The following is a 10,626-nucleotide window of genomic DNA, read 5'->3' as shown; positions in this document are numbered from 1 at the left end:
GGTGGCCAGCCGGGGGCCCGCGGCGGCGCGGACGGCGGCCAGCCGGGCGTCGGAGAAGCCGCCGACGCAGACCCGGTCCCAGGCGTCGGTCCGGCGGATCGCCTCGACCAGCGGCCCGACGGCCGGCGCCGCCTTGACGTCGATGTTGAAGCGGACCCCGGGGAACGCGCCGAGCAGGTCCTCCAGCAGCGGCACCGGCTCGGCCCCGCCGATCCGGGCCTGCCTGACGGTCTCCCAGGGCAGCTCGGCCACCGCCCCGGTGCGGTCGGTGACCCGGTCCAGACGGGAGTCGTGGAAGGCCACCAGCACGCCGTCGGCAGTCGCGTGGACGTCCGTCTCCAGGTAGCGGTACCCGAGCGCGACGGCGGCCTCGAAGGCGGCGAGGGAGTTCTCGGGGCGCCCGAGGTCACCGCCCCGGTGTGCGAAGGCGAGCGGCCCGGGATGGTCGAGGAAGGGGTGCATGCGGTGCTCCGGGCTGCGGGGAGAGGGACCCGACGGGCCGGGGAGACCGGGATCCGCCGGGGCGACAGCTCGTTACAGTATTACGTACCTTGTCAAGCAGTAACGGGCCGCCGCATCCGCCTCCCCGGTCACCTCCGCCGCCACGGCGGCGTCCGGCCCCGGGCCCGGATCCACGGTCGCGCCAGGTGCATAGGATCGGTGCCGGGCGTCGTCGCCTGCCGCGACGACCGCCGGGCAGGACCAACTGACAAGGGGGGAACACCACATGATCGAGCTCGCCGACGAGCCGATGACCTGGGTGATGGCCGGAGACAGCATCACCCAGGCCGCGTACCACACCCACGGCGCCCGCGGCTGGGTGGAGCAGGTGCAGGAGCGTCTCCACTGGCAGCTCAAGCGGCTGACGGACGTCGTCGTCAACACGGGGGTGTCCGCCTGGCGGGCCACGGACGTGCTCGGGGCGTACGACTTCGTGATCGGGCGGTTCGCGCCGGACGTGCTGTCGCTCTCGCTGGGCACCAACGACGCCGTCGACGGACCGGACGGGCTCAAGGAGTTCCGCGGGGCCATGCGCGAGATCATCGACCGCTCCGCCGGAGCGCGGATCGTGCTCCAGACGCCGCTCGTGGCCGGCCTGGCCGGCCGCGAAGCCAGGGCGGAGCTGCCCGCCTACTGCCAGGTGGTCCGCGAACTCGCTGCCGAGACCGGCGCGTTGCTCGTCGACCACGAGGCACACTGGCTCGCCGAGTTCCCCGACGGCGAGGCGATCCCGTGGCTGGACGACCCCACCCACCCCAACGCCGTCGGCCACCGCCGGATGGCCGACCACATGCTGCGCACGCTGGGGTTGGGCGAGCTCACCGAGCTGTGAGCCGGGGGCGAGCGGCTACTGGATGCTCCAGCGGTGCGGGTGGCGGGGGTCGTCGGGGCAGGCGAAGACGTTGAGTTCGCCCCAGCGGCCGACGGTGACCTCGGTCGGGGTGGAGGAGTCGTCGCGGGCCTCCAGCGGCCGCCAGCTGCCGGTGCCGCCGTCCCACTCCGAGCTGTCGACGGTCAGCAGCAGGTGCATCGGCGTCGCGCAGGTGCGGCAGTCCATCGGGCCCGGGTCGGTGGTGTGCCAGGAAGCGAAGCCGCCGACGCGCCAGCCGGGAGGGATCGACAGGTCGTACTGGTAGCGCGGGTCGGCGTCCTCCTCCCCATCCGTCCCGTCCGCCCTGTCCTCCCCGTCCGTCCCGCACTCCTCGGCCGCCGCCTCCAGGGCCTCGTCCAGGGCGTCGTCCCAGGCGTGGATGCGGGCGCACAGCTCCTCCGGGAGGAGCCCGGCGAACGGGTAGGTGGTCACCTGCTCCGGGTGCAGCACGCACGGCTCCGGCACGTATCCGTCGAAGCCGACCACCTCCGGCCGCGGGGGAGAGGCCAGCACCTCGGTGACGTCCCGGGACCGGCGCCACCGGAGGTCGAGCAGCATCCCGTACCGGCCCGGGCCGTGGGCGTCGTAGGGGCACCAGAACACCTGGAGAAGGTCGCAGTCGTCCGGTCCCGCGGGCAGGTCGGGGATGTCCCGCCGGTAGAACTGCGCGAGGCCGATCAGCGGCAACGGGCCGTCCGCGGCCGGGCCTTCGACGCGGTGGCGGCGTTCGAGCTCCTTGAGCAGCTGCCGTTCCTCGTCGGTCGGGCCCGGGCTCGGCTCGCGGTTCCAGGCGACGGCCAGGACCTCCCGGCGGCGGTGGATGTCCGCGGGCCGCAGGCCGCGGGCGTGCGGGTGGGGGTCGGTGCAGACCGGCCAGGGCTCGTCCGAGGGCCACAGCAGCGGACCGCCGACGGAGCTGGCCGAGGCGTCCGGCCGGCCCGGGCGCGGATGCAGCCGGGTGGTGGTGCCCCGGTGACGGGCCAGCTCGGGGAAGAGCGCCTCGACGTCCAGCGGGCGTGGCGGTGTGGTCCTCGACATGCGGCAGACCCTACGGACCGGCGGGCGGGCGCCGTGAGCCGGGTTCCCGCCCGGGGACCAGGGCCGTTGCCGTCCTGTCAGCACCGTGCCGGTGTCCTGCCGGTGTCCCGTCGGCGGCCTGTGGACGCTGACAGCGCCCTGTCCGCGTCCTGCGAGCGCCCGGGCCGAGGCTGATGAGGCAGCGTCACCGACCCACTCACGGGAGGTCCACCATGTCGAACAGCACCCGGCCGCACGCCGGCCCCCGCAGCACCACCTCGGTCCTGGTCTCCGGCGCCGGGATCGCCGGAACCGCCCTCGCCCACTGGCTGGACCGCTACGGCTTCCGCGTCACGGTCGTCGAGCGGGCCCCCTCGCTGCGCGGCGGCGGCCAGGCCGTGGACATCCGCGGCACCGCCCTGACGGTGGTCGAGCGGATGGGCCTGCTGGACGAGGTCCGGGCCCGCAGGACCGGCCTGCGCGGGATGTCCGTGGTCGACTCGGACGGCCGCGAGCTGCGCAGCACCACCGGGTGGACGGCCAGCGGCGGGCCGGTCGGCGGCCCGGACGTGGAGATCCTTCGCGACGATCTCGCCGAGCTGATCGCCGGCGCGGGCAGGGGCAGCACGGGCACGGGCACCATCGGCACGGGCACGGGCACGGGCACCGGAACCGCGGGCGGCCCCGGCGTCGAGTACCTCTTCGACGACGCGATCGAGACCCTGGTGCAGCACCGGGACGGCGTCCAGGTCCGCCTCCGCAGCGGCACCGAGCGGTCCTTCGACCTGGTCGTCGGGGCCGACGGCCTGCACTCGAACACCCGCCGCCTCGTCTTCGGTCCCGAAGCGGACTACCTGCACCCCATCGGCACCTACACCGCCGGCTGGAGCGCGCCCAACCACCTGGGCCTCGACCGCTGGGAGGTCGCCCACCAGGTCGGCGACGACCCGAACTGGTTCTGCATGGTGATGACCGTCCGCGACAACAGCGAACTGCGCGTCTTCGTCGGCTTCCACAGCGACGAGCCGATCGACCGGATGCTCCCGCGCGACCCCGGCCGGCAGCGCGAGCTGGTGGCCGAGCGCTCCGCCCACGCGCGCTGGGAACTGCCGCGCTTCCTCCGGGCGATGCGGGAGAGCGACGCCTTCCACTACGACGTCGTCGCCCAGATCCGGATGGAGAGCTGGTCCAAGGACCGGGTCGTCCTGCTCGGCGACGCCGGCTACTGCTGCTCCCCGGCCACCGGCCAGGGCACCAGCGTGGCCCTGACCGCCGCCTACGTCCTGGCGGGCGAACTGCACGCGGCCGGCGGCGACCACCGTACGGCCTTCCCCGCCTACGAGCGGCGGCTGCGCGACCACGTGGACGCCAACCAGGCGATCCTCAAGCTGACCGGCGACCGGAAGGCCCGGTCCGAGACCGTCATGAACCTCGGACAGGCCGACCCGGTGCTGGAGGCGGCCTACCAGGCCGCCCTGGACTTCGACCTGCCGGACTACTGACGCCCGGTTGGCGGCCTGACGGACCGCTGACCCGGGGCCCCGGCGCCCCGGGGCCCCGGCGCCCCCGGCCTACCGGTCGGTGGCCGGGGACAGCTCAGCGGCCAGCCGGCGCAGCTCCGGCCCGTACTCGGGGTTGGCGAGCGCGGCGGCGAACTGGGCACGCAGGTAGGCGGCGGGATTGCCGGTGTCGTACCAGGTGCCGTCGATGACCTGTCCGTAGACCGCGCGCCGGGCCGCGTAGGCGTTGATCGCGTCGGTCAGGTAGACCTCGTCCTCGGGCTTCTCGTGCCAGCGCCTGGTCAGTTCGCGCAGCTCGTCGACGATGCCGGGGGTGATGACGTAGCCGCCGATCGCCGCGTACGAGGAGGGCGCGTCGGCCGGCTTCGGCTTCTCGACGAGGCCGGAGATCCGCAGCGAACCGCCGCCGAGATCCTCCTTCACCACCGGTACGCCGTAGCGGTAGGAGTCCTCGGGCGCCATCGGCATCAGCGCGAGCACCGGCGCGTTGGTCTGCTCGTACGCCCGGATCAGCTGCTGCGCGCGGGGGACCTCCGCGACGAAGACGTCGTCGGGCCAGAGCACCAGGCAGGGCTCGTCGCCGAAGTGGCGGGCGGCGTTGAGCACCGGGGTGCCGTTGCCGTACGGCCCGTGCTGGTAGAGGTAGCTGATGTGGCCCTTGCGGGACAGCTCGCCGACCTCCTCGACCGCCGCCGCGAAGGCCTCCTTGCCGTCCCGGCGCAACTGCTCGACCAGGACCGGGTTGGGGCGGAAGTGCTCCTGGATCATCCCCTTGTCGCCGTTGACGACGATGGTGATGTCGGTGATGCCGCTCTCGATCAGCTCGCGCACGGTGTGCTCGATCACCGGCTTGTCGCCGACCGGCAGCATCTCCTTCGGCGTGGCCTTGGTCAGCGGCAGGAGGCGGGAGCCGAGCCCGGCGGCGGGGATGACGGCTCGGCGGATGGTCCGGGGGGCCATGGGGCGCTCTCTCGTTTCGTCGGTGGTGCTGCGCCGTGGCGACGCGGCGTCACGGCCGACGCTATCAATGGGTGACAGGCCATCAGGTGGACGGTTCCGGTACGGAAGATGGCCCCCCGGCGGCCGTCCGGCCGCACGGGCCGGCGGCGACCTGAGGGAGCCGGGGGACGCGGGAGACGTGGGGGACACGGGAGACTCGTGCGAGATTGTCCGGTGGAGGACGTCAAGACCGTGGCGTCCGCTCCGACCACCGGCCGAAGGGGCTCCGACGGGGCTCGCCGATCCGAGGAGGACGACATGAAGTTCCTGATCAGCCTGCACCTGAACCCGGCCGTGCTGGACGCGCTGACCGACGAGGAGAAGGCGGCGATCGGTGGCGGGCACGGCAGGTTCATCGAGGAGCTGAAGGAGTCCGGCGAGCTGATCCTCACCCAGGCGCTGGTCGACCCCTCGCAGGCCGCTGTGGTGACCGTCCGCAACGGCCAGCCGGTGGTGACCGACGGGCCGTTCCTGGAGGCCAAGGAGTTCCTGGGCGGCTTCTACCTGGTCGACTGCGAGGACAGGCAGCGCGCGATCGACCTGGCCGCCCGCATCCCGGACGCCGCGATCGAGGGGCTGGGCGTCGAGGTGCGCCAGGTGATGTTCTCCGACGGACACTTGGACGCATGACGGTTCCGGACTTCGAGAACCTGCTGCGTGGGCTCACGCCGCAGGTCCTCGGCACGTTGGTACGGCGGTACGGCCACTTCGAGGGGTGCGAGGACGCGGTGCAGGAGGCGGTCCTCGCCGCCGCCGTGCAGTGGCCGTCCGAGGGGGTGCCGGCCAACCCGCGCGGCTGGCTGGTGACGGTCGCCTCGCGGCGGCTGATCGACCAGCTGCGCGGCGACCGCGCCCGGCGCGAGCGGGAGTGGGCGACGGCGGCGGCCGAGGTGGTGCCGGAGGACGTGCCGGACACCGACGACACGCTCCTGCTGCTGTTCCTGTGCTGCCACCCGGCGCTGACCGCCGCCTCGCAGACGGCCCTGACGCTGCGGGCGGTCGGCGGGCTGACCACGGCCGAGATCGCCCGTGCGTTCCTGGTGCCGGAGGCGACCATGGCGGCCAGGATCAGCCGGGCCAAGCAGCGGATCAGGGCCGCCGGCGGCTCGTTCGAGCTGCCCGGGGCGGCCGGATCCGAGGGCGGGGTGCCGGCCGACGGGCACGGGGAGCGGCTGCGGGTCGTCCTGCACGTGCTCTACCTGATCTTCAACGAGGGCTACACCGCCTCCTCGGGCGACGAACTGCACCGCCTCGACCTCGCCCGCGAGGCGATCCGGCTGACCAGGTCGGTGCGTGCGCGTCTGCCGGAGGACGGTGAGGTCGCCGGGCTGCTCGCGCTGATGCTGCTGACCCACGCCCGCCGCGCGGCCAGGACCACGGCCTCCGGGGACCTGGTCCCGCTGGCCGAGCAGGACCGCACGGCGTGGGACCGCGCGCTGATCGAGGAGGGAACGGACCTGGTCAAGGAGGCCCTGGCCGGCCCCGAACTCGGCCCGTACCGGCTCCAGGCGGCGATCGCCGCCACCCACGCCGACGCGCTCGCGGCCGAGGACACCGACTGGCGGCAGGTGTACGCCCTGTACCTGATCCTGGAGCGGGTCGCGCCCAACCCGATGGTCACCCTGAACCGGGCGATCGCCCTCGCGGAGACCGATGGCCCCGAGGCGGGTCTGGCCCTGCTCGCCACCCTGGACGCCGATGCCCGGATGGCCGGGCACTACCGGCTGCTGTCGGTCCGGGCCCACCTGCTGGAGCGGACCGGCGACCGGGCCGGGGCGTACGAGCAGTACCGGCGCGCGGCCCGGGCCACCGCGAGCCTCGCGGAGCGCAGGTACCTGGAGGCGCGGGCGGGCCGGGTGCGGCCGGCCCGGTGAAATCCCCGGGCCGGCCCGGGGGTTCCCGGTCGTCCGGTGAGTTCTCCGGCCGCCCGGGCGAGCCGTCGGCCGCCACGACGGGCCCCCGGCCGTCCGGTTCGGAGCCCGTGCGTACCGGAACGGGCGAATCGCAGCGTGCCGCCGGGCCCTTCTTGCTCCCGAATCGTTGCGCACGGCGGCAGGCAGGCCGAGAACGACCACCCCAGGACAACCACCGGAGGTTTCCCATGACGGACGAGCCCGCGACGACGGACGAGCCCCAGCCGCCGCCGTACCGCAGCTACACCTGGGACGGCGGGGACGGCGCCGTCCACGTCACCCTCTATCCGGGGGAGGAGGAGGCCGACGAGGAGCGCAAGGCCGGGTTCCGGGCGATGGGCGCCCGGTTACTGGCCGACCTGATCGCCGAACGGGAGGCCGAGCACACCCCGCCGTTCCCCGGCGTGCCGAACCTCCGCCTGATCCACGGCGAAGGCCGGGCCTGAGCCTTCCGGCCCCGGCGGCCGGCCCGCGCCCTCGCGGCGCAGGGCCGGCCGCCGTGCGGACGGCGTGGGCGGCAGCGGCGGCTCAGCCCTTGCCGCCCGCCTTCAGCACCTGGGCCGCGGCCACGCCCGCCGCGCTGAAGCCGTGGCCGCCGCCCTCGACCTCGGCGGCGACGGCGAGGTCGCCGCGGTAGGCGATGAACCAGCTGTTGTTGGCCTGGCCGCCGGCCTCGACGGTGCCGGTCTTGGCGCCGATCTGGCCGGACAGGCCGGCCATCGGCGTGCGGGCGGTGCCCTGGGTGGCGGTCTTGTTCATCATGGCGCGCAGGTCCCTGGCGACGTCGGCCGGGAGCTTGCCGGGCGCCGACACGCGCTTGGCGTCCTCGCGCAGCACGGGCTGGCGGAACGTCCCGTTCTGCACGGTGGCGGCGACCGAGGCCATCAGCAGCGAGTTGACCTGGATCTGGCCCTGGCCGATGTACTGGGCCGCGGCCTCGTCCTTGTTCCCGGGCGCCGGGATGGTGCCGTCCCGGCTCGGGATGCCGATGTGCCACTCCAGACCGAGGCCGAACTGGTCGCGGGCCACCTTGCCGAGGGTGCCGGGCTGGAGCTTCTCCAGGCCCTTGTCGATGAAGCCGGTGTTGCAGGAGTGGGTGAAGTCGTCGGTGAGCGTGTAGGACGGGAAGTCGCCGCGCTCGTCGTTGTGCCAGGCGCGCGGGGAGTTGGTGGTGTCCTTGCACGGCACCACGGTGTCCGGGCTCACCCCCGCCTCCAGCAGGGCGGCCGAGGTGATCACCTTCATCGTCGAGCCGGGGGCCTGGCCGCCCGCGACCGCGCGGTTGAAGCCGCCCTGCGGGGCGTTGGCGATCGCCAGGATGTGGCCGGTGCTCGGCTGGATGGCCACCAGCGAGGCCGGATTGCCGTTCGCCGACTGCTGTTTGACGGCCTCCTCGGCGGCCTGCTGGAGGTCGGCGTCCAGGGTGAGCCTGACCTGCGGGGCGCTCGGCGGGGTCAGGACGAACAGCTGCTCCGGCTCGCCGCCGCCGCCCGAGAGCACCACGGCCCGCCCGGTGACGGCGGTGGCGCCGTCCGGCGGGGCGATCTGGGGGAGGACGGCGCGCAGCGACGGGAAGGTGTCGAGCGGCCGGCCCTTGCGGTCGGTGGGCTTGGACACCGGGTCGGGCAGCGTCTTCACCGTGATGCTGGTGACCTGGGTGAGCCGGGGGTGGATCACGGACGGCTTCCAGCGCACCACGGGCCGGCCGTCCTGGGAGCGGACGAAGCTCAGCACGCCGTCGTACTCCCAGGCGTCCGGGGTGCCCTCGAACTCGGCCTTCACGTGGAAACCGAGGGCCGGCTCGCTCGGGGCGTCGGCCGGCGCGCGGCCCGTCCCGGTCAGCGCGAGCGAGCGGGCGCCCACCTGCTCGTGGAACGTGCTCAGCGCGGCGCGCGCCGTCTCCGGGTGGTCCGTCAGGCCGGCGGCGGCGGTGACGTCGCCCCGGCTCCAGGCCGCCAGGAACTCCTTGGCCGCCGACTCGGCCTGCTCGGCGGTCGGCGGCTCCTGCGGGGCCTTCGCCGCGGTGTCGGCGCTCTGCCCGCCGCCACCGGCGGAGGGACCGTTGTCCGTCACCGCGGTCAGCACGTTGTAGGCGCCGTAGCCGCCGACGGCCAGCAGGGCGGCGAACACCCCGCCGGCCGCCAGCATCACGACCTTGCGGCTGGTCGAGCCGCGCGGGGCCGGGTCGCCCTCGGCACCGTCCTCGGTGTGGAGGCCGTACCCGCCGTCGTCGTCGGCGAGTTCGTCGTACTCCCGGGAGGCGCCGTGGCCGTCGTACCCGTCGTACCCGTCCTGCCCCTCGGGTGTGCCACCGGCGTCGTACCGGCCGTACCGGTCGTACGCGTCCATCGGATCGAGCTCGTCGTGCCGGTCGTTCTTCCGCTCCCCGGACATGGTCCGTCCCCCCTGAGATGCTGCTTCCGCGGCGGGCTCCCCCTTCGGTACGTCGGCCCGCCGGCCCGGTGGACGAAGGTCCGTTCGAGCGCGGACCAGCCTATGCCGGGGCACGGGATCGGTCGACAGCGGGACGGCCCGCCCGGCGTCGGGCCGGGCGGGCCACCTCATGGGTACGGGCCGGTCAGGCCCACGGAGCGGTCAGGCCCACGGGTCGGTGAAGGACCGGCCGGGGACGGGCTTGGCGACCAGCGCGATGGCGGTGAAGAAGTTGACCTGCCCGATGGCGAGCATGAGCGTGGTCAGCGCCTTGTCGTCGTAGTGCCCGGCGACCTCGGCGTACAGCGCGTCCGGCACCCGCTCGCCGTGCGGGTTGGGCTGGAGGACGGCCTCGACCAGGGCGAGCGCGGCGCGCTCGGGGGCGGTGAAGTAGGGGGAGTCCGTCCAGCCGGCCACCGAGGCGATCCGCTCAGGCGACTCGCCGGCCTTGCGGAGGAATCCGGTGTGCAGGACGGTCAGGTAGGTGCTGCCGGCGATCTGGCCGGCCCGCAGCTGGACCAGGCTGATGGTGGCGCGGGGGACCGAGTGGTTGCCGGTGGCCTTGAACAGCGCGGCCGAGACCTCGGCGATCTCGGGGACGAGCTCCACCGGGTCCTGGGCCAGGCGCGGGCGCAGCGGGATCTCGGCGGTGATCGGGCGGGCGTTCATCGGGCGGGCGTTCATCGTGGTGTTCCTCTTCTCGCGGGTGAACCGTGCGGTCACCGGTCCGACGGATCGCGGCGCGGGTTTGTGACAGCCCGGCCCGCCCGGACGCTGAAGATCGATCCGGCGAGCAGCAGGGCGACCAGCGCGAGCAGCGGCGGCGTCCAGGAGCCGCTCGCGCTGTGCAGGGCGGAGGTGAGCGCCGGGCCGGTGGCGGCGAACAGGTAGCCCCAGGTCTGGGCCATCGTGGAGAGCGCGGCGACGTGGTCGGCATCGGTGCCCCGGCGGACGAACAGGACGGCGGCGAGCGCCTGCCCGCCGCCCATGCCGATGCCGAGCACAGCGGCCCAGAGCGGTGCGCCGGCGGCGGGGGCGAGCACCACGCCGAGCAGGCCGCACACGCAGACCGCCACCACGCCCAGGATGTGCGGCCGCTGGCTGCGGCCGGCGGCGGCCAGGGCCGGGGCGAGGAAGCCGCCGACGGCGAGGCCGAGGATCAGCACGGCCTGGTCGGTGCCGGCGGCCGTCCGGCTCAGGCCGGCGTCGACCAGGACGGTGGGCAGCCAGGCGAGCGTGGCGTAGAAGACCAGGGTCTGGACGCCGAAGAAGACCGTCAGGCTCCAGCCGAGCGCCGTCCGCCCGACCCGCCGGCGCCCGGCGGGGGCCGCGGAGGCGGGGGAGGGGGCGGCGTTCGCAGCGCGCTCGCGGG

Annotated in this window: 10 protein-coding genes and 1 pseudogene; 5 read left to right on the top strand and 6 right to left on the bottom strand. The window is 74.4% G+C overall.

Going from position 1 to position 10,626, the window contains the following annotated elements; genetic code table 11:
- Positions 1-462, bottom strand: a 462-nt coding sequence (locus BU198_RS26750) for a glycerophosphodiester phosphodiesterase family protein (protein ID WP_262987068.1), incomplete at its 3' end; no start/stop codon positions are given.
- A gap of 265 nt (positions 463-727) precedes the next feature.
- Between BU198_RS26750 and BU198_RS26745 the strand changes: the two genes are divergently transcribed.
- Positions 728-1,333: an SGNH/GDSL hydrolase family protein gene (locus BU198_RS26745; protein ID WP_188299439.1), complete on the top strand. Its 606-nt coding sequence runs from the start codon at positions 728-730 to the stop codon at positions 1,331-1,333.
- Positions 1,334-1,348: 15 nt separating this feature from the next.
- Here the strand turns inward: BU198_RS26745 and BU198_RS26740 are convergent, their stop codons facing one another.
- The gene (locus tag BU198_RS26740; protein WP_188299438.1) at positions 1,349-2,410 is read right to left on the bottom strand and encodes a hypothetical protein; all 1,062 of its coding nucleotides are present in this window, start codon (positions 2,408-2,410) and stop codon (positions 1,349-1,351) included.
- A gap of 212 nt (positions 2,411-2,622) precedes the next feature.
- Between BU198_RS26740 and BU198_RS26735 the strand changes: the two genes are divergently transcribed.
- Positions 2,623-3,891, top strand: a complete 1,269-nt coding sequence (locus BU198_RS26735) for an FAD-dependent monooxygenase (RefSeq protein ID WP_188299437.1) — start codon at positions 2,623-2,625, stop codon at positions 3,889-3,891.
- 69 nt (positions 3,892-3,960) lie between these two features.
- Here BU198_RS26735 and BU198_RS26730 read toward each other — a convergent pair whose 3' ends face one another.
- Positions 3,961-4,869, bottom strand: a complete 909-nt coding sequence (locus tag BU198_RS26730; RefSeq protein WP_188299436.1) for a UTP--glucose-1-phosphate uridylyltransferase — start codon at positions 4,867-4,869, stop codon at positions 3,961-3,963.
- A 297-nt stretch (positions 4,870-5,166) separates the two neighbouring features.
- Here BU198_RS26730 and BU198_RS26725 point away from each other — a divergent pair, with 297 nt between their 5' ends.
- From BU198_RS26725 to BU198_RS26715, 3 genes are all read left to right on the top strand, one after another.
- Positions 5,167-5,538, top strand: a complete 372-nt coding sequence (locus BU198_RS26725; RefSeq protein WP_188299435.1) for a YciI family protein — start codon at positions 5,167-5,169, stop codon at positions 5,536-5,538.
- Positions 5,535-6,782 (top strand): RNA polymerase sigma factor, encoded by a 1,248-nt coding sequence (locus tag BU198_RS26720; RefSeq protein ID WP_188299434.1) that lies wholly within the window; start codon positions 5,535-5,537, stop codon positions 6,780-6,782. Before BU198_RS26725 ends, BU198_RS26720 begins: the two co-directional genes overlap by 4 nt.
- Positions 6,783-7,009: 227 nt before the next feature.
- On the top strand, positions 7,010-7,267 hold the full coding sequence (locus tag BU198_RS26715) for a hypothetical protein (protein ID WP_188299433.1): 258 nt from the start codon (positions 7,010-7,012) through the stop codon (positions 7,265-7,267).
- A gap of 82 nt (positions 7,268-7,349) precedes the next feature.
- Here the strand turns inward: BU198_RS26715 and BU198_RS26710 are convergent, their stop codons facing one another.
- The 3 genes and pseudogenes from BU198_RS26710 to BU198_RS26700 all read right to left on the bottom strand — a co-directional run.
- Positions 7,350-9,215, bottom strand: a complete 1,866-nt coding sequence (locus BU198_RS26710) for a penicillin-binding transpeptidase domain-containing protein (RefSeq protein WP_188299432.1) — start codon at positions 9,213-9,215, stop codon at positions 7,350-7,352.
- Positions 9,216-9,416: 201 nt separating this feature from the next.
- Positions 9,417-9,923: a carboxymuconolactone decarboxylase family protein gene (locus tag BU198_RS26705; protein WP_188299440.1), complete on the bottom strand. Its 507-nt coding sequence runs from the start codon at positions 9,921-9,923 to the stop codon at positions 9,417-9,419.
- Between the two features lie 50 nt (positions 9,924-9,973).
- A pseudogene (locus tag BU198_RS26700) lies at positions 9,974-10,626 on the bottom strand (MFS transporter); the annotation flags it as partial.

The sequence above is a fragment of the Streptomyces sp. CBMA156 genome (assembly GCF_014596515.1).
Lineage (GTDB): Bacteria > Actinomycetota > Actinomycetes > Streptomycetales > Streptomycetaceae > Kitasatospora.
Note: the sequence above shows the minus strand (reverse complement) of the source record. Positions and strands in the feature narration are given on the sequence as shown.

Coding starts and splice junctions, on each gene's coding strand:
- BU198_RS26745 (WP_188299439.1), top strand. CDS start 728: ATGATCGAGCTCGCCGACGAGCCGATGACCTGGGTGATGGCCGGAGAC.
- BU198_RS26740 (WP_188299438.1), bottom strand. CDS start 2,410: ATGTCGAGGACCACACCGCCACGCCCGCTGGACGTCGAGGCGCTCTTC.
- BU198_RS26735 (WP_188299437.1), top strand. CDS start 2,623: ATGTCGAACAGCACCCGGCCGCACGCCGGCCCCCGCAGCACCACCTCG.
- BU198_RS26730 (WP_188299436.1), bottom strand. CDS start 4,869: ATGGCCCCCCGGACCATCCGCCGAGCCGTCATCCCCGCCGCCGGGCTC.
- BU198_RS26725 (WP_188299435.1), top strand. CDS start 5,167: ATGAAGTTCCTGATCAGCCTGCACCTGAACCCGGCCGTGCTGGACGCG.
- BU198_RS26720 (WP_188299434.1), top strand. CDS start 5,535: ATGACGGTTCCGGACTTCGAGAACCTGCTGCGTGGGCTCACGCCGCAG.
- BU198_RS26715 (WP_188299433.1), top strand. CDS start 7,010: ATGACGGACGAGCCCGCGACGACGGACGAGCCCCAGCCGCCGCCGTAC.
- BU198_RS26710 (WP_188299432.1), bottom strand. CDS start 9,215: ATGTCCGGGGAGCGGAAGAACGACCGGCACGACGAGCTCGATCCGATG.
- BU198_RS26705 (WP_188299440.1), bottom strand. CDS start 9,923: ATGAACGCCCGCCCGATCACCGCCGAGATCCCGCTGCGCCCGCGCCTG.